The following is a 22,761-nucleotide window of genomic DNA, read 5'->3' on the forward strand; positions in this document are numbered from 1 at the left end:
ACAGAAATGGGAATGCAGAAATGAACGAAACGCAGCTAGTTGGCATCCACCGGATAGACGCAGACGTTTCTGTGGCCGGAGAGCTTAGCCCAGAGCAGTTGCAGCAGGCATCTCACCAGGGCTTCAAATCAGTGATCAATCTGAGGATGCCAAAGGAGAAGGGATTCCTGCCCGATGAGCCGCAGATTGTGGAATCGTTGGGAATGCAGTATGCCCATGTTCCTGTAAATCCCTCTAGTCTGAGCGGTGAGGTTATTGCTCAGGTGTGTGAACACGTTGATCAGCTCCCAAAGCCAGTTTTGATGCACTGCTCACTGGGGCTGCGCTCGGCTGGGATTGCGCTGCTGCGGTCTGGCGTTGAGCGGGGCATGACCGTCGAAGAATTTCTGCACCGAACAACGGCGATGGGTTTGGACTTTAGCAGTCGCCCTGGTGTCAAGCGATTTTTTGTAGACTACATCACTCAAAATTTTGAGCAGTTAGGAGCGTCTAATGACGAGCATGAATGAGATCGGTTTCAACTATTCCAGCCAAACTCAGCGCGATCGCCTAAAAACCGTTGATCCATCCTCCCTGAGTACCTTATTGAGCCAACAAGCCGTCACGCTAGTTGATGTTCGCGAACCCTCTGAACATGCGGGCGAAAAAATCCCTGGCTCAATCCTAGTGCCGTTGTCCAAATTCGATCCGAATCGCATTCCGTTTGATGGCAACAAGGATGGCAACAAAACTGTGGTGCTGTATTGCCGAACAGGTAATCGATCGGCTCAGGCGGCACAGAAATTATTCGCAGCAGGAATCGATGAAGTGACCCATTTGGAAGGTGGATTATCGGCTTGGGTGCAGGCCGGGTTTCCAACTGAGGTAAACAAACGTGCCCCCATTAGCCTGATGCGCCAGGTACAGATTGTCGCAGGTTCGCTGGTCGTAACTGGCACTTTACTGGGTGCGTTTGTCTCTCCCTGGTTTTTGTTCCTTAGCGGTTTTGTGGGTGCTGGTCTGGTGTTTGCTGGGATTACGAATACCTGTGCATTAGGAATGCTGCTGGCTAAACTGCCTTACAACCAGCGCGTTTGAGTTTGAGGTTTTAGGGCGCTCATCGAGCGTCCTAATTTTTTGGAGTGGTGATTGCAACGAGTCTTCTAAGGCTGGGCGATCGCCCAGTTTTGCATGGCTTAGCAAACAAATCTAGAACCATACATCTTGGCTGCCTGACACAAGTGCCTCAAATGGGGGAAGTACGTAACGTAGTTTCAAGGATTTTAGGAGATGTGTCAGGCAGTCAGCCATACATCTCTAGAACCATACATCTCTAGGACGATACATCAATGTTAATTACTGTCATTGGGCATTTGCTGGCAATTTGTATTGGCATTAGCCTGGGGTTGATTGGTGGGGGTGGGTCGATCTTGGCGGCTCCTGTGCTGATCTATGTCATGTCCGTCCCTGCAAAATCTGCCTTTGCCATGACTTTGGTCATTGTGGGAGTTGCAAGCTTGATTGGTGCGATTCCTCACTGGCGACAAGGCAATGTCAATCCTAAAATTATCGCGCTGTTTGCGCCTGCTTCCATGCTAGGGGCTTATCTGGGAGCGAGGTTAGCCTCGTTGCCATTTATCACCCCTACAATTCAGCTTGTGACCTTTGGAGTCATGATGCTGATCGCCTCAATTACCATGATTCGCAAAGGAGCCAGCAAATCAGAAAACCCGCTCGATAAGGCCGGGCATTCTGATCGCCACACAGTTATTCCTAAATGGTTGGCAATTGCTCTGGAAGGTCTTGCCGTTGGCACCCTCACAGGCTTCATCGGTATTGGGGGTGGGTTTCTGGTGATTCCGGCCTTGGTGCTGCTAGGAAAAACCCCCATGAAAGAAGCTGTGGGAACGTCCCTAATTATCCTGGCGCTAAAATCCGTTACTGGGTTTGCCGGATACTTTGGTCATGTTCCGATTGATTGGACCTTGCTTTTGTCTTTTACAATCGCCTCTAGCGCTGGGATTCTTCTAGGATCTTACTTAAATCAATTCGTCAGTGCCAAGCAGCTTGAAAAAGGGTTCGGTTACTTCGTGTTAGCGGTCGCCGTTTTTGTTCTCATCAAGCGATGAGAATTGTCCCTTGCCTGTTCGTTCCGATCCGTTCTAAACTCTTGTCCAAACTCTTGTCAATGAGGCAACTATGGCTATCTGGGCTGATACTGTCGCACTGTCGCGAATGCAGTTTGCTTTGACGGCTATCTTTCACATGCTCTGGCCCGTTCTTACAACAGGTATGGCAATCTACCTTGTTGTGGTTGAAGGATTGTGGCTGAGGACGAAAAATCCAGATTACTACCGCCACGCCCGTTTCTGGTCGAAACTATATGTTCTAAACTTTGGCATTGGTGTTGCCTCTGGCTTGCCCATGGAGTTTCAGTTCGGCACGAACTGGGCCCCTTTTTCAGAAGCAGTGGGCGATTTTTTTGGCAGCATTCTGGGGTTTGAAGGCGCAATGGCCTTCATGCTCGAAGCTGGATTTCTGGGGATTATGCTCTTTGGCTGGGGGCGAGTGCATCCAGTCATTCATTATTTCTCCACCATTATGGTTGCTTTTGGTGCGAACCTTTCCACATTTTGGATTTTGGTGGCAAATTCTTGGCTGCAAACACCCGCAGGTGGAGAGCTTGTCAACGGAAAGTTCATTGTAGATGACTACTTTCAGGCGATTTTGAATCCCTTCATGTTCATCAGCGTTTCCCATATGTTCTTCGCAACCTTGGAAACGTCGCTGTTTGTCATTGGCGGAATTAGTGCCTGGTATATTCTCAACCACCGCCATCCTGAGTTCTTTGCCCGATCGCTCAAAATTGCAGTGGCAGTGGCGATCGCCGTCACTCCCTTGCAGATTTACATTGGGCACCTCAGTGCCGAGCAGGTAGCGCACTACCAGCCAACTAAGCTAGCCGCAATGGAAGCCAAGTGGGAAACCAGCCCAGCGGGACAACCTGCGGATTGGAGCTTGGTGGCGTTGCCCAACAACAAGCTGGAGCGAAACGACTGGGAGATTTCTATTCCTAATGGACTGGGCTACATTTTGGAGTTTAAGAAAAACCTCTCTGAACCTGTTTTGGGCCTTAAAGAATGGCAGCCAGACGACCGACCCGAAATGGTGGGCTTGGTTTATTACTCGTTCCGCATCATGAGCGGGATTGGCTTTTTCTTGGCGGGCTTGATGGGGGTGAGTGTGATTCAATGGCTGCGGGGCAAGTTTGCACCAGAGGCGATCGCCCACCAAAAGTGGCTATTGCGAACCTGGCTACTGGCGGCTCCCTTGGGCTACATTGCCGTAGAATCGGGATGGATTGTGCGCTGTGTAGGACGACAGCCCTGGGTGGTGTACGGGCAAATTCGCACAGCGGAGGGGGTTTCCAACTTGCCTGCGAGCGAGGTGTTGACATCCCTGCTAGTTTTTGCAGCCGTGTATACGACCCTGTTTATCTGTGCGCTATTTTTTGGCAGTCGCATTATTCGTCAGGGCCCCAACCTAGAATTGCCTGTGCCGGGAATCGAGAATCAACCTGCGGTAGAGACAGAACCCGCTAAATTTATTCCTGACCAACGCCCTATTGAAGCCCAGCAGTAAGGATGAGCCTATTGAGTAAGTATTTGGCAAGGGTAGACCTCACTCATTTGATAAGAGTATGGAAAATTTAGAACACTTTCTAACACAGGTCTGGTTTGTCATCTTGGCTCTGTTCCTGTTCCTTTATGTCATGCTAGATGGCTTTGATTTAGGTGTGGGTATTTTGTCGCTGACGAGTTCTGATGAAGAACGACGCAGCATTCTCATGACCAGCTTGGGAAATGTTTGGGATGCGAATGAAACTTGGTTGGTACTGATGGGCGGAGCCTTATTTGGAGCGTTTCCCCTTGCCTACGGCACGATCTTAAATGCACTCTATATTCCAATTTTTGGGATGATTTTTGGTTTGATTTTTCGAGCCGTTGCTTTTGAATTTCGAGAACATTCCACCAACAAGGTGTTTTGGAATCTAGCGTTTGGTGTGGGGAGCTTTACGGCAGCCCTGTTTCAGGGTTTTGCTTTAGGTAGTGTTTTGGAGGGAATTGCGGTCGATGAAGCTGGCCACTTTGTTGGAAGCATTTGGGACTGGCTCGATTGGCGATCGCTCTTGGTCGCTCTCACACTCATTCAAGGATATGTTTTGATTGGCTCGACGTACCTAATCCTCAAAACCGACGGAGAACTTCAAAACACGCACTACCGCACTGCAAAGCTAGCAGCCATCACTACCTTAATTGGTGCAGTCTTGATTACGATCGTCACGCCTGTGGTCTATGAAAACGCCAGAGCCAAGCTGTTTCATCAGCCAGAAGTATATATCTTTGCGCTGATTCCTGCATTGGGGATCGTGCTAGTTGGGCTATTGCTGAGGAGCTTGAATCGGAAAGCTGAAGTGACTCCGCTAATTTGGACGATCTTACTCTTTTTGCTTACTTTTGTAGGATTGGGATTGGTTGTGTTTCCCTACATCATTCCGCCTGATATCACTATCTATCAAGCAGCAGCGGCTCCCAGCGCACTTGTTTTCATGATTATCTTTATTGGCTTTCTGATTCCAATCATGCTGTTCTACAACATCTACAACTACATCGTGTTCCGAGGTAAGGTTTCTGGAGTCCACTACACAGAGTAATCCCTATTTCGGCATCGCTGAATCCGATTTGGATAAAGCTAGGACTTACGCAGTTGGACAGTTTCTCACGGGCGCAGCCCGTGAGAAACTGTCCAAAACCTAAAGAGCGTATCGCAAGTGCGTAAGTTCTGAAAGCTTTGGATTAAAGCTTTGGATAAGGACTTGGGTAAAAACGTGCTGGGAACCTATGGGGCGTACAGGTTCCCAGTACACTCACTGATGAAGTAGCCGTCTCTATCGAGCCGCGATCGCCACTTTGCCGCATTCCTGATTAGCGGGCACCGCTTCCATAATCTTCTTGGGATTGGGCAGGTTGAGGTTTGCCATCAGGTCAACAAAGCTTTCCCGCGTTTGCCCCACAAAGCGAGGATTCCACTGCTTCTCTTCGCCGATCGTAGAGACCGTTTCGCCCTTATAGTCATGTCCTGGATATACCAGCGTTTCATCCGGCAAGGTAAACAGGCGTTGGGTGATGGCATCGTACATGGCCCCGGCATTGCCGCTTTGAAAGTCGGTACGTCCGCAGCCGCGAATGAACAGGGAGTCACCCGTCAACAGATGCGTCCCGTTGACCAGATACGCCATGTGGCTGTCGGTGTGGCCCAGAGTGGCGATCGCCTCAATCTGAATTGAACCCATTTGCAGCACTTCGCCATCCTGGATAAAGCGATCGGCACAAGTCGCTTGGGCATTTGCAGGAACGATCCCCAAACATCCTGTAGCATCCCGCAGCTTGCCCGTACCCGTAACATGGTCAGCATGGATGTGAGTTTCCAAACAGTAGCGCAGAGTCAGTCCCAATTCTTTCAAGATACGCAGATCGCGCTCCACTTGTTCGGCCACGGGATCGACCAGGATGGCTTCCTTCGTGTCTGGGTCAGCAATCAGGTAGGTATAAGTCCAGGTGGCTTCATCAAAAAGTTGGCGAAATAGCATTATTAGGGATCTCCTTTTGTAGAGGGGTTAAGGGTTACAGAATTTTGCAAGACAACCTGAAAGGTTACTTACTTCACAACAATCTTGCTCTTTATAATTATATCACCATATGGCTATTTATTGGAAAACGAAAAATTTGCCTTAAAGCTTAAGGGCACCTCGAAAAATTCAGATTCTCTTGAGAATGGCTACGAGAAAACGAGATTTTCAGGCTCCTAAAATTCTCAATAAGGCAATTAATCGAGGTGCCCTTTAGTTTTGGACTAAAGAGATGAGGTATAGCATGAACTCAGAACTGACGCAATTCGAGTGGACTAGAGTTATGACCCTGTTTCAGGTTGGCGAAGTTTCGCGTCACTTAGGACTCAACCCCCAAACGCTATACTTTTATGAGCGGGTTGGGCTAATTCCCCCTGTCCCACGAACTCAGGCAGGCTATCGGCTGTATCGCCAGGAAGATATAGAACGGCTTGCTTTTATTACCCATGCAAAATCGTTAGGCCTAACTTTGGACGAAATTAAGGACATCTTGGCACTCAAGGATGGGCGATCGCTGACTTGTCAGGCTGTCTACGAGCGGCTGAGCCGGAAAGTTCAATCGATTCAAGAAACCATTCACAAGCTCCAAACCCAGAAGTGTTGAAAGATAGCTCAACATACAAAAAATGGGGGCAGAATATTGTATTCTAGCCCCCAGCAAACAAAAACAATGTTTAAGATGCTAGTGTCATTTCCTGCGCTTGTCAAACCGATACTCAAGCAGTTGTGCCCACATAACTATCCTGTTTTGAACTCTCGCTTATTCTTTGAAATCTGGTTGACCTTCGTTTTAGACCAGGGTTTAACGAGCATGAGAAGCCTGTTTTATCGTCTCAACAAAGCAGGAATCAAGGTTGATATTTCCACCTTTTCTAAAGCCTGCAAGACTCGACAGGATGAACACTTTTGTCGCATCTACGCTGAGCTCATAAGACAGCTAAAACAAAAAAATCCAGCGACAGCACAGATGCTGTTTCCCATTGATTCAACGGTCATCACATTGACAAGCAAGTTGTTCTGGATGCAAGGCTATCATCAAGTCAAATTGCTTAATGGAGTCAACTTAACGCAAGGTAATCCCAGTGAATGCCTGATTCATTTTGGTCAAGGACATGACGCAAAATTTGCTGACAGAGTGACAGGAATGATTCCTGAAGATGCCATCGGCGTCATGGATAGAGGCTTTGCCAGTTGGGATTTCCTTGACCAATTAAGCCAGGATCAGACTCGCTTTGTTGTCCGCCTTAAGAACACGATGAAGACCGAGTTTGAGCATGAGCGATATCGAGTGGTTTGGTTTTGTGACTTAGAGAGCCAAACGGAGTTTCGGCTGGCGACCAATGTAGAACTGATGACGAATGAAGAGATTAGTGAAGTCTATCGCCATCGGTGGCAGATAGAAGTGCTGTGGAAGTTTCTAAAGATGCACTTGAAGCTAGATAAACTAATCTCTAAGAGTGTCAATGGAGTCACCATTCAAATCTACATGGTGTTGATTGCCTATCTGATTCTGCAATTGATAGAAATTCCAGAGTTTTATGGTCATCAATTACTAGATAAGTTGCGCTATTTGCAACTTGAATTGAGTCGTCGTTGTTCGATTGTCCATTGGAGCTACGATCTGCTGCCAGAGACACTCGTAGGAGCTTCGTAGGGTTGAATGTAAAGTTTTATGTCTCAATTCAACACTTCTGCTCCAAACCCTACATGATGAGTTAATTCCTTTATTAGAGCAGTGCCACACCAATCTTGATCATGCTGATCCAACTCATCAGTGTGTGGTGCTGGAAAGGTCTCCAGGCTAACCTCGATCTAAATTCTGACTGATGCTTCTTGACCTTATACCTATGTATAAGCTCTACGCTAGTCACAGATTGTAGAGGCAAATGAAGACAGAATCATGGAAACGATGAAGATTGAAGTTTTGGGAACCGGTTGTAAAAAGTGTCAGCAGCTAGAAGCCAACGCGAGAGAAGCGATCGCTGCCCTTGCTCTAGAGGCTGAGGTGTTGCACATCACTGATCCCATCGAAATCGCCAAGCGTGGTGTGATGTCTACGCCTGCTCTGGCGATTAACTCTCAGGTGGTCAGCAAAGGTAAGGTTTTGACACCGACTGAAATTCAGCATCTCCTCAAGGCTTAATTCCTGGAGGATGAGCCATGCTTGATCCGTTTTATCCATTCGATTGGTTGGCAACTCAAATTGTCACCCACCTGTTGGGGCTATCTGTAGACTCTCATCTGGGGGCTAGCCTCCATTTTTTTCTGTACGATGTGCCGAAAGTATTGACTTTACTGATCACTATCAGTTTTCTGGTCGGTACATTTCAGAGTTTTTTGCAACCGGAAAAGGTGCGGTATTGGTTGTCTGGTAAGCGGACTCTGAGCGGGAATATTTTGGCAGCAATGGTGGGAATTATTACTCCATTTTGCTCCTGTTCCGCAGTCCCTTTATTCATTGGCTTTTTGGAAGCCGGAATTCCATTGGGAGTTACTTTTTCTTATCTCATTTCAGCACCGATGGTGAATGAGGTTGCAATCGTTCTGCTGTGGGGATTGTTTGGACTGAGGGTAACTCTGCTCTATATTGGTTTTGGCGTTGGGCTAGCGATTATTGCGGGTTATGCGATCGGACGGCTCAAACTAGAACACTGGGTTGAACCGTTTGTTTGGGAACTGCAACGATCGCACCAAAGCCAGGAACTGGCTCAATCGTTTCAATCCCCTCGCCTTACTTGGAAACAACGCTTGCAGCAAGGGTGGTTTCAGTCAAGTCAAATTTTTCAGTCGGTTTGGCTGTATGTAGTGATAGGGATTGCGATCGGGGCAGGCATTCATGGCTATATGCCGACGACGCTGGTGACGCAGCTAGCTGGTGCTGATAATCCTCTTGCTGTTCCGGTAGCTGTGGTCTTGGGCGTACCACTTTATGCCAACATTGCGGGCGTGATGCCCATTACTGAAGCGTTGGTCAACAAGGGGATGCCGTTAGGTACGGTTTTAGCCTTTACGATGGCGGTCACTGCGCTTTCATTTCCGGAGATTGTGATTCTGAAAAGGGTGCTTCGCCCTCAGCTTCTAACTGTCTTTATTAGCTTGATGACTTTGGGAATTATCAGTGTTGGCTATTTATTCAACTTGCTTTTGCTAAATTAATCACCTTGTTCAATTAACCAATTTCTTACTCCGTCAGATTCATCTGACCCCGGTAGCCTGTGATCAATCGGCTGCCATCTTTGAGAATGTGAATTTCCATTTGATCACTAGCCCAGTTGAGGCGATCGCGAAAGGCAGGATTGAACACATGCACTCGCTGATTGCGCGAAGACACCAGGGAATCTGGCGTATGCACTGCCAGCGATTCAACGTAGGGGCCATCCACTAAAATATCTAATTCATCTAGCAATGCCTGTGCGCCGGTTGGGGCATCAGCTCTTTGCAGTTCCTCTAGGGTGAATCCGGTAAATGACATGACATTCAGCCCCTGCGCTTTGGCTTGATGGGCCAGTTGTGCCAAAGCGGGTGCTTGCCAGAATGGTTCTCCACCTGAAAAGGTCACTCCTTCGTTGCGTGGATTCGCCAAAATTTTGGACAGCAAGTCATCAACACTCACAATTTGATTTTGTTCAAACGACCAGGATGCTGGATTGAAGCATCCTGGACATTCCCGCAAACAGCCCTGTACCCAAATCACCGCACGGCAACCAGGGCCGTTCACTTCTGATTCATCTACATAGCCCATGATGTTGAGGTGACCCGGTGGAATTTCCATTCGTTTTAGCGCGGCTCTTTCCTGAGAATTTAGCATTGTTGCTACTCTTTATGCTTGCGTGGAAGGGATGAGTTGGTGCTGAGGATAGCGAGTGGGAATCCCTGTCGCAGATTGAATGTGATCGCAAAAAATTTGCAATTGCTCTACGCTCACAGGTCTGAGGGAACGTACAGGGTAAGGTCGAGATCCTGAAGTATGGTTGCCCCGTGCATCCAGTTCGTGACGAGTTGGCTTCGGACGGGTAGGCGTGTTGATCTGAATTTCATCGGGCAGCAGTCTTTGCATCAGCGTGATGTAGTCAGCTTGTTGTTGATCGCTCCACGTCGAGAGCAGCATGGTTTGGATCGATAGGATGCCTGAATATTGTTGCCGAAACTGCCACAGCCCTGCCCAAAGTCGTCCGAGGTCTAAGCCATCGAGGGGGCGGTTAATGCGTTGGGAGAAGCTGGGGGCGATCGCGTCTAGTTTGACCGAAACGCGATCGGCAATCATCAGATCTGCTCGAACATCTGGATCGGTAAGTAAACTACCATTGGTTAAAACAGCCAGGGGCTTCTTGGTGATTGCTTTGGCAGCCGTCAGAATATCCGCCAAATTTTGAGCTAGCGTAGGTTCGCCGCTGCCACTGACGGTGACAAGATCCACATCCCAGGGCGCAAAAGGTTGTAGATCTTGTTGGATTTGTTCAGTTGAAATGAAAACTTGTCGAGTTGTGGTCTGATATTCAATTTCGCCAAGCTGACAGTACACGCAGTTGAAGGAACAGGTTGAAACTGCGCCGATTGGATCAATTCCCAAAGACTGCCCAAATCGCCAGGACTTTACGGGGCCATAGATAGAGTTAAAGAAACGTTGATTGTGCAACATTGTTCAAGTTTCATTACTTTTTCACAGGTTTTCATACTCAAGTAGCGATCGCCACTCTTCAATTAGCGCCGGTGGAATATTCAGTGTCGTACTAGCTTGATCAGGTTTGGGAACTTCCAATCGGAATGGCACCGCAGGGTCTAATTGTATCAAGATTGGCTGCAAGTCATACTGGGCCACGTTCGGTTCTGGATGAGTAGCATCTGTGAAGATTTGTTGCGATGCATCATGGGCTGTCCAAGTTTTTCCTAGCGAGTTGATTAATTTGAGCGGGCGAGTGTGATCCACCTCTGAAACGCCAGGAAAAGCAACAAGACGTAAATAAATCCCCGCTGTACCGTCCGGTTTTACTCGCTTAAAGGCGATCGCCTGCCAAATAGTTCCCTGCTGATCCTTCAGCGTTTGGCGAGACTGGTACACCATCTGTCCAGGTGCTTCTTCCAGTTGGCGAATGGCAGCCTGAACAGGACGCACCATAACCCCTACATTAAGTGCCAATGCGAGAATCCCAGGGATTAGAATAAACAAAATCAACTGGCGTAATGAAATCATTTTCATCATCAAACCAACCTTAGGATGATGGATTGACTGCGTCTTGAATCGCTTGCTTCACATCATTGGGAATAAATACGGCATACATCCCGCGCAGATCACCGACATGAAAGTTGTAGGCTAAATCTTGCGGATAGTTGTCTTTGACGAACTGAGGGCGATTCTCTTTTAATCCATGACAAGCTAAACAGCTTGCCTCTACATTAATGCGGCGGTAATAGCGGGTTCCTGGTTGCCCATCGATCGTTTCTCGATCCCAGAACCCAACTAGTTCTGGATTTTGTTCAAACCTTGCTAAGGCGATGCGGGACTGTAGGTTATCGGGAGCATGGGCAGGGTTGCGGTATTTCTTGGCGATTTGCTTCGCCTGCCAGCCATTCTCCTGACTTAGTTGCATGGCTCGCATCCCCACTGGGCGGCAAACTTCCTTCATGGTTTGCAGCGTGGGTTCTTCTGTGCGCCCCTCCAAAGAAGACGCTAATCCAGAGCGCATGGCATCCAGGTTTTCAATTTCCTCGACAGCACGGGACAACTCACTGGGATTGGGAATGTTGGGATCGGCTAACGCCATGACAGGGTTCCAATTGACCAGCAACAGGCTGAAACTGATCATGACAGCCAGCTTGAGTCCAAGCCTGATCACACGCTGATGGAAGTTCTGCATCGATTTCTGAATCGGCTTTAACATAGGGTTCTCCTGATTCATTACAAGCAGTTTTGGTACAGCGCCAGCAGCTTAGAATTTGCGGATCGATCACGCGATAGTAGTGGTAGTAGCTGCGTTGTGTGCAGGCGATCGCCCCAATCTCGCGCAGCACCCGCAGATGTTTGGAGACGTTAGATTGTTTGTAGCCTGTGCGATCGCAAATGTCTTGCACACTCAATTCCTGTTCCTCTAATACTGCCAGAATTTGTAGACGAGTCGGGTCAGACATCATCCGAAACCGATTCGCCATGTGTTCCAGCCGTTTTAAGTTTGTTGTCCAATCCATTGAGCTGTCCTCAACAGGAGGTTCCAGGCAGGCAATCAGGTGATGGTGAGTTTGCGAGGGGTTCCACCAGCGATAGGCCCACGCCTCTCAGGGCAAACCGCTCAAACCAGGGAACGGCTGCACCGAAGCGCATTTTGGCGAGAAAATATTGCTCAAACGCGGTTTTTGCCCATCCCACCCAGGCTCCTTGCAGCGCGATCGCTCGTCGCCGTTTTCCGGTTGCCGAATCGGGCAAAACAGGGTCTGCCAAAAACAAAATGCCAGTATTGCCAAAATCCGCAAAGCAGATGGCTTCCAGCGTGGGTGCGACCGGATGAGCAGACCTTTCACCGAGGGCGATCGCAATATTGTGTGCCACAGCCATGCCCATTGCTTCTGTCATCTGCCCTGTCTTCGGCACGCCCACTGGCAGCGGCGTGGCTTCTGGTGGCTGAAGTTGGACAATCACACCCACGGCGTAGATGGAAGGATAATCAGGGTGCGAATAGGTAGGCAACACCGGAATAAAGCCATTTGCATCGGTCAGACCCGGAACCTCCCGCAAAAATTGGGGGCCACGAAAGGCAGGCAATAGCATGGAGTAGGCAAAAGGAAGCGATCGCCCATCGGCAAGCCGGATCTGCCCAGGCTCTACTGCCGTCACTCCCGCATTCTCGATAACTTCAATTTCCCGTTCTGCCATTAAGCTGGTTACTAGCTTCGCCGAATTGACCATACCGCCAATGCCCAAGTGACCCGCATAGGGTTCGGGGGTCACAAAGGTAATTGGGACTTGATCTCGCAAGCCCCATTTTCCCAATTCGTAATCCGCCAACAGCGCGAACTCATAAGCCGGCCCAAAACAACTTGCTCCTAGAACTGCACCCACAACCAGCGGCCCTGGCTGTGCTAAAAACTGTTGCCATGCCTGCTGTGCTAATCGCGCGTGATGGGGGTTGCATACCGATTGGGTATAGCCATGATCTGGGCCTAGGCCCGGTACTGTGTCTAAGTCGAGTTCTGCGCCAGTTGCAACCACCAAGTAGTCATAGGAGAGCGGCGTTTGATTCACAACCAACTGTCGGTTGTCTGGATCGATCCCTTCCACGCGCCCTTGAACCCAATGAATGCCCCGTGGTTCAAGTCGGTTGAGCAACTTCACCTGAATGGACTCCAGGGCTGTTAACCCCAAAGCTACCCAGGGCAGCGAGGGAAGAAACGTAAACTGGGGAGTATCAGAGATTAAGGTAATTTGATGATGATGAGGGAGAAGATGTCGGAGTTCGTAGGCAGTCGGCAGACCACCCAATCCCGCGCCAATCACAATGATGTGAGCCATGTGAGGAGCCTCCAAAAGTCTGCAATCTAGTCGGTCGAAGCTTCTAATCCTGCTCAGATTGCAGAGTTGTATAGAAATTCATTGAACCCTAAGGTCAGGACAGTTCAATCGCTGCTTACTATATAACCATACGGTAGTATGAATTTCCCGTCAAGCTCTAATTTAGGTAAATAAATTGACACAATCACAGGACTTACGCACTTGCAATAAGCTTTCTGGATTTTGGCAACTTTTCAGCGTGTGTTTACTCTGACTGCCTTTTGATCAACCTTTCTATTTTATGACTAGTCAGTTATATTAAAGGTAGAGCTACCAAGTAGAGCTACCAAATGTTTCAAAGTCGTGGAATTCGCTTCTGTCACCTGACTTTGTAGGATTTGTAGATTACTTACTCAGTATTTGGAGATTTTAGCTATGAAGATGAATGTCGGTTTGCTCGATCGCCTGATCCGCTTGGTTTTGGCTTCAGTGCTGTTTTATCTAGGATTGTTTCTTTATAGCGGTACTGCTTTGGGAATTGGGCTAGTGGTCGTAGGCAGTGTATTTTTAGTCACGGCACTGCTCGGCTTCTGCGGTCTCTATCGCCTTCTCGGAATCCACACGAACCAACCCAAGGAACAACTCTAGTCAGGGCTGATTGGGTCAGGGCCTACGCACATTCGGTGAATTTTCTGGATTTCGGGACTTCTCACAGGTGCAGCCCCTGAGAAGTCACCCAACTGCGTAGGTTCTATTTATTTGTATTTAGAGCTAATTTGTAAAGGAGCCTGAAAGCCTTGTTAATCAAGGATTTCCGAGAAACCGCTTTTCCTGGGCAAACATGACCTCAAAGCCACACATGCCAAGAGTTTCAGGCTTCTTAAGATTTGCTTCATAAATTAGCTCTTATTGATCCCAATCCTCAGAACCTGCAAAAAGGAGGTTTCCGATAGACAATACTTTTCTTCCTGAAAACCCAAACAAATTGATCCGCTCCTTGAGAATAATTTAAGGGTGAGCTTCATGCCGAAACCCTAGAAGTTGCACCACAGCACTCATTCCCTGGTGTAGCCTCCCTTCCTGAATAAAGCGAACTCTTTCTTGGGCGATCGCCCAAGAAAGAGTTCGCTCAGCTCAGTCTGCAAATCAGACAGGTTCATCATCAGCTCAGCAGTTGGCGGGCCACCGGTCTTATATTGCAATTGCTGAGGCGTGTAGGCTTCCAAAACAAAGGCTCCACCCGTCACCAATCCTGCGACAGCAGCGCGGTGCAACGGAACCCGCACTTCGGGCGGTAGATGGGCAAAGATAGAGACAATCCCTTGCCATTGGTTGGGATGAATCGTGTACTCTTTCAAATCAGCACAACAGATTTCGAGGCTAACCCCCCGCTCATCCGCTAATCGACGCGCCTTCTGCAAGCCAACGCTGGAAAAGTCAACCGCCGTGACCGAGTAGCCCTTCTCTGCCAGGAAGACTGCGTTTCGCCCTTCCCCTTCCGCCAAGCACAGAACCCATCCCAATGGAATGCGATCGACAACGCTGCTCAAAAAATCGTTGGCAGTTGTGCCATAGACATAATCCTCTACCTCGTAGCGCTTATCCCAGGGGTTCATGATCAACTGAGTCTTAACTAAATTAGGTCAACGCTTTCAGTGTACAAGTACAATTGCCTATTGTCTTTTTGATAACTATTTAGTTATATAGTTAGTTGAGTTGAGACGGAAGGCACTTCAATGACGATACAAGCCAAAGCTAAAAAATCCAAAGGCAAGCGTTCTCAATGGATTATGTTGGGATTTTTCCCGTTAATTGTAATTGGGGGCTTGTTCTACCCCTTGCTGGGCTATTTGATGCCTCTGATGATGGCATTCGCGCCAAACGAATGGCTTCTCTGCACGCCCAGCGACCCGCAGCAGTAGACTCAACGTCCACAAAGCACAACTCAAACCCGTGACTTAATTCACGCTTGATTCAACGAGCAAATCATCAATATCGAATCATCAACAAACGCTCATGTGGAAACTTCTTTCTCTCATTCAGCAGCAGCTTGTTTGGTCAATTCCCTCTGCAATGATCGCAGGCATTCTCTTTGGCGTGATTGTTGACCCTCGTTTCCTAAAAGCAGCCATTATTCCTCTAACCTTCCTCATGGTTTATCCCATGATGATCAACTTGCAGGTGAAGGAGGTTTTTTCAGGTGGTGACTATAGGGTGCAAATTGTCACTCAGTTGATTAACTTTGCAGTGATTCCTTTTTTTGATTATTTTGTAGGACAATGGTTTTTCCATGATCAGCCGCTGATTGCGCTAGGACTTCTCTTGTCGGCTCTGCTGCCGACCAGCGGCATGACGATTTCCTGGACAGGGTTTGCGAAAGGAAATGTGAGTGCAGCGATCAAAATGACCGTTGTCGGCTTAATTGCTGGATCGATCATTACTCCATTTTATGCCCAGTGGTTGATGGGAACTGTGGTGGAGATTCCTTTGGCAAGCGTGTTCCAACAAATCTTGGTGATTGTGTTCTTGCCCTTAGTTTTGGGCATTGTCACTCAGCGCATCCTGATAACAACTGTTGGACAGAATAAGTACAATAAAAACCTGAAGCAGAAGTTTCCTGCCTTCTCGACCTTGGGCGTATTGGGGGTAGTATTTGTTGCGATGGCATTGCGTGCGAAGGGAATTGTGGCAAATCCTTGGATGCTGGTGTCCCTGCTCCTGCCGTTGGCAATTGTGTATAGTGGAAACTTTCTGCTGAGTACGATCGTGGGCAAGCTGTTTTTTAATCGGGATGATGCGATCGCACTAGTTTATGGAACTGTCATGCGGAATCTATCGATTGCCTTGGCGATCGCAATGACGGCTTTTGGCAAGGAGGGTTCAGAAATTGCGCTAATCATTTCAATGGCGTACATTATTCAAGTGCAGGCGGCTGCCTGGTATGTGAAATTTACCGACAGAATCTTTGGGAAACCGATTGAAGCAGTTTGATGCGGTAAGGTTTAGTAGGGGTTGCCTGGTAGTTGGGTAATTCGTTGGATAACTCGTTAGGTAATTCGATAGGGGGAGCTATTGATTTTTAGAGCGATCGCCAATCTCAAACATTAAATCAATCATGACTCCATCCTTTGACGCGGAACAATTCTGGGTTGAACAAGCTTGGACGGTGCAGGATCGGTTTCTGGAGATGCATTCGCACTGGCTGACCGTGATCGGTGAACATCTTCAAGATCATCGTGGAAACGTACTCGAGTATTGGCGAATTGAGAAAGCGGATTCGGTTATTGTGCTGCCGATTCAGAACGAACAAATTCTCTTTCCGTCTCCCAGCTATCGTCCCGGCGTTGGGTCGGTCACGTTAGATCTCCCAGGCGGACGAGTGCCCGTGGGAACCAGCCCAGAACAGGCGGCGATCGCCATCCTGCAACGAGAACTTGGCATTGATGCCGCTTCGATCGATCGGCTAATCGCCCTAAACTCCATTGGATGGGCCGTCAATAGCTCTTTCTCGAACCAAAAACTCTACGGCTTTGTTGCCCACCTCCACAGCGCTACCGAACCTGCCAAGGAATTGATCTCAGCCGCCTATTCCATCACTCCATCGGGCATCCATCAATTATTGAGCGTGATTAACTGTCTACAGTGTCGAACGGTGCTTCTAGAATGGATTTTCCGTTTATCGTACTTAAGGCTCTAACACCAATGGATTTGGATCTAGGGCATGTTCTAAAACCCTTCGATCCCCCCTTAGCCCCCCTTGTTAAGGGGGGAACCGAGCCGAACCACTCCGGAAGTCCCCCTTGTTAAGGGGGATTTAGGGGGATCGACAAAAAAGGGGGAACCGAGCCGAACCACTCCGGAAGTCCCCCTTGTTAAGGGGGATTTAGGGGGATCGACTCAAGGCAATCAACTGCCTAGAAAGTTTAAGATACTGCCTAGATTCACTGCTGAGGTTTCAGTAACCTGTTTTCAGAGCCGACCACTTTACATTCAGGAGCGCGATGTCTGATTGCGGATGTGGTGATGTTAAGGCGGCAAATGCGGCGCAGCGCAAGACGCTGGGCTGGCTGCTGGCGGTTAATGCCTTGATGTTTGCGCTGGAGCTTGTGACGGGGCTGCTGGCAGGTTCAACCGCTTTGGTGGCAGACTCCCTCGATATGTTTGCTGATGCAACAGTCTACAGTATTGCCCTGTATGCTGTGGGGCGATCGCCCGCAGCCAAAAAAAGAGCCGCTGGCTTAAGCGGTCTGTTTCAAATAGGATTGGCGCTGTTAGTTTTAGCAGACGTGGTGCGGCGGTTTGCCCTTGGCAGCGACCCTGAGCCGACTTGGATGGTGGGCATTGGGCTATTGGCTCTGGCTGCAAACGTGGCTTGCCTGCTGCTGATTGCCAAACATCGTCAGGGAGAAGTTCACATGCGGGCAAGCTGGATCTTCTCCAAGAATGATGTGATTGCCAATTTGGGCGTAATCGCGGCGGGTTTCTTGGTCAGCATGACTGGATCGCGGTTGCCCGATTTGGTTATAGGGCTGATCGTCGCGGCGATTGTCCTGCGGGGCGGCATCGCTATTTTGCGCGATCAAGCTCCTGTTGAGGCTTCATAGGTCTTGAAGCCACCTGTGAGATTATAGGCATCAAACCCAGATTGCCGCAGGGTTCGGGTGGCGAAATAGCCGCGCTGTCCCACCTGGCAGTAGATCCAAAGCGGGCGATCGCCCGGCAGATCTCCCATCCGCTGCCGCAGTTGCGATAAGGGAACGTTGATTGCCCCAGCAACATGTCCCCGTTCAAACTCAGACTCCTCACGCACATCCACCAAATTCACTTGCGCCAAGTCAAGGTCTTCCCAGTACACAATGGGTGCATCGCCGCGCAGCGCATTCGCTGCAATCATCCCCGCCATGTTCACCGGATCTTTGGCCGCTCCAAATTGCGGTGCGTAACATAGTTCTGCTTCTTCCAAGTCGAACACAGTCATTCCGGCCTGAATCGCCATAGCCAGCACATCAACTCGCTTCTCGGTTCCCTCTCGGCCAACAGCCTGCGCTCCCAGAATTCGACCATCGGCTGGAGCATATAAAAGCTTAATGTCGATTGGCTGGGCCCCAGGAAAATAGCCTGCATGATGACCAGGATGCAGATAAACCTTGCGGTAGTCCATGCCTACCCGTCGGAGCGTTTTTTCACTGGCCCCAGTACATGCCACCGTCATGCCAAAAATGCCGCAAACCGAGGTTCCCTGTACGCCGCGAAATTGTGAGTCTCGCCCCAAAATGGTTTCGGCTGCGATCCGTCCTTGACGATTGGCAGGCCCAGCCAGGGGAATCAGAGTCCACTCTTGCGTGACAAAATCCTGCACTTCTACAGCATCCCCCACTGCCCAAATATGAGGGTCACTGGTTTGCATGGCTGCATTGACCCGGATGCCGCCGCGATCGCCCAGTTTCAGCCCTGCCTCTTTGGCTAACGTATTCTCCGGGCGCACCCCGATTGCCAAAATCACCATGTCGGCAGGATGCTGCTCGCCGGAGTCTGTTTGAACCAGCAAGTTATCTTCTGAGCCAACTGTAAAGCCTTGAACGCCATCGTTTAAGCAGAGCTGTAGGCCTTGATCTCGGAGGTGAACATGAACCGGGGTCATCATCTCTGGATCAAAGGGGGGCATCACCTGGGGCAACTTTTCTATTAGCGTGACAGCGATACCACGATGCACCAAATTTTCTGCCATTTCCAGCCCAATAAAGCCACCGCCCACAACCACCGCCCGCTTCACCTGATGCGTGTCAATCCATTCTCGAATCCGACGGCTATCGGGGATGGTTCGCAGCGCAAAAATTCCGGGTCGCTCTATTCCTGGCAGGGGCGGACGGATTGGGGCAGCACCAGGAGATAACACGAGAGCATCATAGGGTTCTTGTTTCAACTCTCCGGTTTGCAGGTTTTTGACCGTCAGAGTTTGGGCAGCACGATCAATCGCGGTCACTTCGTGCTGTAGCCGCACTTCGATGTTAAACCGTTGCTTAAATAAGTCTGAATTGGCAACCAACAGCTTTTTTTCATCAGCAATCACACTGCCGACATAGTAAGGTAAACCACAGTTGGCAAAGGAAACAAATTGACCGCGATCGAAGATGATAATCTCTGCGGCTTCTGATAGCCGCCGTGCCCGCGCCGCACAAGAGGCCCCTCCGGCAACGCCGCCAACAATCAAAATTCGTGGTTTAGCCATTGAGTCCTTTTTTCTATTTCCCGTTCATTTTCCCATTCATTATGCTCGAATTTGCCGTAGTGGCAGTGGCTCATTCACAAAGCGAATCAGAATCACAACAGGATGTGTGTATTGTGAACTTGATGCGATAGTTGCGCTGCTCACGCTTTGTCCAAAATGCCATCTCGTTCGTGTCCTCTTGAGGGTGGCGAAAAAAATCGAGACACTCACGAAAACTGAACCTTGTAGCAGGCATCATAGGCAGAGATCTGATGAGCGTTCAGAGGGTCAAGAGTTCTCGACACAAGTTAATCTTTTGCAACATTGGTGTCACATCAACAGTGTAATATTGCGCTGTGTACTGAACATCCCACAACACGGTTTATGTTTGCGAACGTCCCCGAACGGAAGATGCACTGGACTCGCTGGGTCCTCACGGTGGGCTGGCTGCTGGTGATTGCGTCGTTGTTTTATGACCCGTGGACCGCAGCGTTGACTGTTCCTGACCATCTCTGGAGTCCACTAGCGTTGACGGGGGAGTGTGTGCCCGTGCAAGGTGTGTGTGTGGAAGAGCAGCCTTATTCAATTGGTGCCACCTTATTCTGGGGGGCAATCGTTCCTGCTGGCATCTTTATTCTGCTGGTGTTTGGGCATGAGTTGTGGCGGCGCATCTGTCCGTTGTCCTTTCTGTCGCAGATCCCACGGGCTTTGGGCTGGCAGCGGCAGTTTAAGCGGGTGAATGAAAAGACTGGTAAGGTTCGCTATGAGTTGGCGAAGGTGCAGTCAGAGTCTTGGTTGGGTCGTAATTACTTATATTTTCAATTTGCTTATCTATTCATTGGGCTGTGTGGGCGAATTTTATTTTTTAACGCCGACCGGCTTGTTTTAGGAGGGTGGCTAGTATTCACGATTGTGTTTGCGATCGCCATTGGTTACGTCTATGGCGGCAAGTCCTGGTGTCAGTTTTTTTGTCCGATGGCCCCGGTGCAGACGGTGTTTAGCGAGCCAAGGGGGCTGTTTGGCAGCAAGGCTCACCTGAGCGAGAGTCGCATCACGCAGTCTATGTGTCGCACGGTTACCCCAGAAGGAACCGAACAGAGCGCCTGTGTTGCCTGTCAGAGTCCTTGTTTTGATATTGACTCTGAGCGGACTTACTGGGATGGCTTGCACCGCCCCGATGAGGCGGTGATGCGCTATGGCTATCTAGGGCTGATGGTGGGTTATTTTGTCTACTACTATCTCTATGCAGGCAACTGGGACTATTACTTTTCTGGAGTTTGGAACCGCGACCCCAACCAGCTTGCTGCCCTGTGGAGTCCGGGGCTTTATCTTCAGGGGCAGGCGATCGCCATCCCCAAGCTAGTTGCCGTCCCCCTAGTTTTGGGCAGCTTCACCGTTGCAGGTTATCTCCTCGGCAGAGCGGCTGAACGCGGGGTCAAGGCTTACAGCCGCAGTCAGCACAAACATTGGAGCAATGACCTGATCCAACACCGTATTTTTGTGGTGGTTACCTTTATTGCTTTTAATTTCTTTTTTATCTTTGCAGCCCGTCCGTTAATCCTCCTTACACCGACTGGGTTTCAAACACTTTACGATATTCTATTGGTTTTTCTCAGTACGCTGTGGTTGGTTAAGAGTTGGCGGCGCAGTCCTGAGCTATATTCCCGCGAGAATCTCTCCAACCGTTTCCGCAAGCAGTTAGAGAAGTTAAACCTGGATATTGCCCAATATGTGGAAGGGCGATCGCTCGATGACCTCAACGCCAATGAAGTCTATCTGCTGGCAAAGGTGCTACCAGACTTTACCCGAGAGAAGCGGCATGAGGCTTATAAGGGGGTGGTGCGTGAGGCGCTGGAGGAGGGCTATGTGAATACCTCCAATAGTCTGCAAGTGTTGGCGCAGATGCGACGCGAGTTAGACATCTCCGATGATGAGCACCGCGATGTCTTGGAAGAATTGGGGATTGAAGACCCTGCCTTACTAGACCCCAATCGTCAGCGGACGCTGGAAAACCAGATCCGCCTGACGGGATATCAGAAATCGCTGGAGCGGCTCATGCGACTACGGCAGCAGCCGGGGTTGACCCGTCGCATTGGCTCCGAGGAAGACACGGTCATCCTTCGTTCGCTCCGCCGAGAATACTCCATCACTCCCCAAGAGGAAGACTGGATTCAGAGTAGCCTGTCGCCAGCAGCGAGCAACGTGCAGAAGGCAGAGGGATTGCTGACTCGCCTGCGGGAGTGGGTGGAGTGCGATCGCGCCCTGCACCACCCCGCCCTGCAACAGCATCCGGCGGTGCTGCAAGTGTTGCAAGAGACGGTTCAGCGCAAACAGGAACTGATCGCCTATGCCTTGCTAGATACCCTAACGACCCTACAAGACCAGCCCGACGCGATCGCCTTGGCCCAGTCCTTTCAGCAGTTGGCGCCTGCCATTGCGGCCCGGTCTATCACTCAAAAGCGCTGGCAGAGCAAGCTGGCCCCAGCGATGGTGCAGGTCTTGACGGCAGGAGACTTATCGCCTAGCGAGACAGCCCCTACTCTGCAAGAAACGGTAGACTACCTAGAATTTTTGCTGCCGCACTACAACCCCCTGGTGCAGGCGAGTGCGTTGTATCTGATTGCCCAACTCAACCCTGACCGTGGCCGAGCGATCGCCCAAACCCTTCCCCTTGCCTCGCCCTCGGCTCTGTTGCAAGAAACGGCCGAGCAGGTGAAAACCCTCCCCGCCAACGCACCTCTCTCGGCTTTCCCGTCCTTAGAGAAGCTGGTGTATCTGTTTAACAGCGACTTTTTCCACGGCATCCACACCGATACGTTGATGGCCTTGGGCGATCGCGCTGAAGTGAGGACGTATGCTGCCGGAGACGTGATCACCGAGGCTGGCGATACCTGCCGGGAACTGCTGATGTTGATTGAAGGAGATGCCACTATTCGCTATCAGTCTGCTGATCAGGTGCGGGTCGAGCAGTTCCACCCTGGGCAAATGCTGGATGAGCTAGAAGTCTTGACCCACAGTGATGTAGAAAACACGATTACTGCTGAGAGTGATAAGACTCGTATTCTCGCGGTGCCTGTTGATACCTTCGATGAACTGTTGGAGCGAGACCCAGATTTTGCGCGTCAGGTGTTGGAACTGGAGAGCCGCCAACTCCAGCGCTTGGTGAGGGTTTGATGCTCATCCAGCAAAGCCAAAAGCGATGGCTAGATAAGCGCCAAGCCGGCGATCGCTCTATTCTCCCGCATTCCTTTGCTTATAAGTAGGTGGGCATTAATAAACATAAAACCCAAAGACCCTGCGCCGCCCGCTGCGCGGGCGGCGCAGGGTTCGGGATCTGTTTTTTAATCTGGTCTATCTACTTAATCTTTGGAGATTTGATATTAGCTCGCTTGCGAGTGGTGGCTG

General features: G+C 49.8%; 23 protein-coding genes and 1 pseudogene. 15 read left to right on the plus strand and 9 right to left on the minus strand.

Annotated elements, in window-relative coordinates; all coding sequences use genetic code 11:
* Window positions 1–20: 20 nt before the first annotated feature.
* The 5 genes from JTM80_RS13535 to cydB all read left to right on the plus strand — a co-directional run bounded on the left by JTM80_RS13535 (window position 21) and on the right by cydB (window position 4,693).
* A complete protein-coding gene (locus tag JTM80_RS13535) occupies window positions 21–509 on the plus strand; it encodes a beta-lactamase hydrolase domain-containing protein (protein ID WP_205369606.1) in 489 nt (162 codons plus the stop codon).
* A complete protein-coding gene (locus JTM80_RS13540; protein ID WP_172355792.1) occupies window positions 493–1,077 on the plus strand; it encodes a rhodanese-like domain-containing protein in 585 nt (194 codons plus the stop codon). The genes JTM80_RS13535 and JTM80_RS13540 overlap by 17 nt, the downstream gene beginning before the upstream one ends.
* A 251-nt stretch (window positions 1,078–1,328) precedes the next feature.
* Window positions 1,329–2,108 (plus strand): sulfite exporter TauE/SafE family protein, encoded by a 780-nt coding sequence (locus JTM80_RS13545; RefSeq protein WP_172355790.1) that lies wholly within the window; start codon window positions 1,329–1,331, stop codon window positions 2,106–2,108.
* Between the two features lie 70 nt (window positions 2,109–2,178).
* Window positions 2,179–3,621, plus strand: a complete 1,443-nt coding sequence (locus JTM80_RS13550; RefSeq protein ID WP_172355788.1) for a cytochrome ubiquinol oxidase subunit I — start codon at window positions 2,179–2,181, stop codon at window positions 3,619–3,621.
* 58 nt (window positions 3,622–3,679) lie between these two features.
* Window positions 3,680–4,693 (plus strand): cytochrome d ubiquinol oxidase subunit II, encoded by a 1,014-nt coding sequence (gene cydB, locus JTM80_RS13555; RefSeq protein WP_172355786.1) that lies wholly within the window; start codon window positions 3,680–3,682, stop codon window positions 4,691–4,693.
* A 234-nt stretch (window positions 4,694–4,927) separates the two neighbouring features.
* On the opposite strand, the gene JTM80_RS13560 is transcribed toward cydB, so the two are convergent.
* A complete protein-coding gene (locus JTM80_RS13560) occupies window positions 4,928–5,629 on the minus strand; it encodes an MBL fold metallo-hydrolase (RefSeq protein ID WP_172355783.1) in 702 nt (233 codons plus the stop codon).
* A 322-nt stretch (window positions 5,630–5,951) separates the two neighbouring features.
* Between JTM80_RS13560 and JTM80_RS13565 the strand changes: the two genes are divergently transcribed.
* The 4 genes from JTM80_RS13565 to JTM80_RS13580 all read left to right on the plus strand — a co-directional run bounded on the left by JTM80_RS13565 (window position 5,952) and on the right by JTM80_RS13580 (window position 8,824).
* On the plus strand, window positions 5,952–6,272 hold the full coding sequence (locus JTM80_RS13565) for a MerR family transcriptional regulator (RefSeq protein ID WP_255548763.1): 321 nt from the start codon (window positions 5,952–5,954) through the stop codon (window positions 6,270–6,272).
* A gap of 75 nt (window positions 6,273–6,347) precedes the next feature.
* Window positions 6,348–7,322 carry a transposase gene (locus JTM80_RS13570; RefSeq protein WP_205371237.1) on the plus strand — a complete coding sequence of 325 codons (975 nt, stop codon included), beginning with the start codon at window positions 6,348–6,350 and terminating at the stop codon, window positions 7,320–7,322.
* A 246-nt stretch (window positions 7,323–7,568) separates the two neighbouring features.
* Window positions 7,569–7,811: a thioredoxin family protein gene (locus tag JTM80_RS13575; RefSeq protein WP_172355781.1), complete on the plus strand. Its 243-nt coding sequence runs from the start codon at window positions 7,569–7,571 to the stop codon at window positions 7,809–7,811.
* Window positions 7,812–7,828: 17 nt separating this feature from the next.
* A complete protein-coding gene (locus JTM80_RS13580; protein WP_172355779.1) occupies window positions 7,829–8,824 on the plus strand; it encodes a permease in 996 nt (331 codons plus the stop codon).
* A gap of 25 nt (window positions 8,825–8,849) precedes the next feature.
* Here the strand turns inward: JTM80_RS13580 and JTM80_RS13585 are convergent, their stop codons facing one another.
* Genes JTM80_RS13585 through JTM80_RS13610 form a run of 6 tightly spaced genes read right to left on the minus strand, consistent with a single transcriptional unit; the run spans window position 8,850 to window position 13,169 of the window.
* Entirely contained in the window at window positions 8,850–9,476 is a 627-nt protein-coding gene (locus tag JTM80_RS13585) for a 4Fe-4S single cluster domain-containing protein (protein ID WP_172355777.1), read from the minus strand.
* Between the two features lie 12 nt (window positions 9,477–9,488).
* The gene (locus JTM80_RS13590) at window positions 9,489–10,307 is read right to left on the minus strand and encodes a radical SAM protein (RefSeq protein WP_172355774.1); all 819 of its coding nucleotides are present in this window, start codon (window positions 10,305–10,307) and stop codon (window positions 9,489–9,491) included.
* Window positions 10,308–10,328: 21 nt separating this feature from the next.
* On the minus strand, window positions 10,329–10,868 hold the full coding sequence (locus JTM80_RS13595; RefSeq protein ID WP_225906627.1) for a DUF3122 domain-containing protein: 540 nt from the start codon (window positions 10,866–10,868) through the stop codon (window positions 10,329–10,331).
* Window positions 10,869–10,878: 10 nt separating this feature from the next.
* The gene (locus JTM80_RS13600; RefSeq protein WP_255548764.1) at window positions 10,879–11,472 is read right to left on the minus strand and encodes a DUF3365 domain-containing protein; all 594 of its coding nucleotides are present in this window, start codon (window positions 11,470–11,472) and stop codon (window positions 10,879–10,881) included.
* Window positions 11,393–11,851 carry a metalloregulator ArsR/SmtB family transcription factor gene (locus JTM80_RS22775; RefSeq protein WP_315874813.1) on the minus strand — a complete coding sequence of 153 codons (459 nt, stop codon included), beginning with the start codon at window positions 11,849–11,851 and terminating at the stop codon, window positions 11,393–11,395. The genes JTM80_RS13600 and JTM80_RS22775 overlap by 80 nt, the downstream gene beginning before the upstream one ends.
* Window positions 11,852–11,861: 10 nt before the next feature.
* Window positions 11,862–13,169: an NAD(P)/FAD-dependent oxidoreductase gene (locus JTM80_RS13610; protein ID WP_205369608.1), complete on the minus strand. Its 1,308-nt coding sequence runs from the start codon at window positions 13,167–13,169 to the stop codon at window positions 11,862–11,864.
* Window positions 13,170–13,583: 414 nt separating this feature from the next.
* On the opposite strand from JTM80_RS13610, the gene JTM80_RS13615 reads away from it, so the two are divergent.
* Entirely contained in the window at window positions 13,584–13,796 is a 213-nt protein-coding gene (locus JTM80_RS13615) for a DUF2892 domain-containing protein (RefSeq protein ID WP_205369610.1), read from the plus strand.
* Between the two features lie 360 nt (window positions 13,797–14,156).
* Here JTM80_RS13615 and JTM80_RS13620 read toward each other — a convergent pair.
* A pseudogene (locus tag JTM80_RS13620) lies at window positions 14,157–14,764 on the minus strand (SAM-dependent methyltransferase).
* Window positions 14,765–14,884: 120 nt separating this feature from the next.
* Here JTM80_RS13620 and JTM80_RS13625 point away from each other — a divergent pair.
* From JTM80_RS13625 to JTM80_RS13640, 4 genes are all read left to right on the plus strand, one after another.
* Entirely contained in the window at window positions 14,885–15,070 is a 186-nt protein-coding gene (locus JTM80_RS13625) for a hypothetical protein (RefSeq protein ID WP_172355770.1), read from the plus strand.
* Between the two features lie 94 nt (window positions 15,071–15,164).
* Window positions 15,165–16,139, plus strand: a complete 975-nt coding sequence (locus JTM80_RS13630) for an arsenic resistance protein (protein ID WP_205369612.1) — start codon at window positions 15,165–15,167, stop codon at window positions 16,137–16,139.
* A gap of 124 nt (window positions 16,140–16,263) precedes the next feature.
* Window positions 16,264–16,845, plus strand: coding sequence for an NUDIX domain-containing protein (locus JTM80_RS13635; protein ID WP_172355764.1), 582 nt, complete (start codon window positions 16,264–16,266; stop codon window positions 16,843–16,845).
* Between the two features lie 304 nt (window positions 16,846–17,149).
* Window positions 17,150–17,752 (plus strand): cation transporter, encoded by a 603-nt coding sequence (locus JTM80_RS13640; RefSeq protein WP_172355762.1) that lies wholly within the window; start codon window positions 17,150–17,152, stop codon window positions 17,750–17,752.
* Here JTM80_RS13640 and JTM80_RS13645 read toward each other — a convergent pair.
* Window positions 17,728–19,377, minus strand: coding sequence for an FAD-dependent oxidoreductase (locus tag JTM80_RS13645; protein WP_172355760.1), 1,650 nt, complete (start codon window positions 19,375–19,377; stop codon window positions 17,728–17,730). The genes JTM80_RS13640 and JTM80_RS13645 overlap by 25 nt on opposite strands.
* Window positions 19,378–19,740: 363 nt before the next feature.
* On the opposite strand from JTM80_RS13645, the gene JTM80_RS13650 reads away from it, so the two are divergent.
* Window positions 19,741–22,530, plus strand: a complete 2,790-nt coding sequence (locus JTM80_RS13650; RefSeq protein WP_172355758.1) for a cyclic nucleotide-binding domain-containing protein — start codon at window positions 19,741–19,743, stop codon at window positions 22,528–22,530.
* Window positions 22,531–22,761 lie beyond the last annotated feature (231 nt).

Source organism: Thermoleptolyngbya sp. PKUAC-SCTB121 (genome assembly GCF_016919485.1).
GTDB lineage: Bacteria > Cyanobacteriota > Cyanobacteriia > Elainellales > Elainellaceae > Thermoleptolyngbya > Thermoleptolyngbya sichuanensis.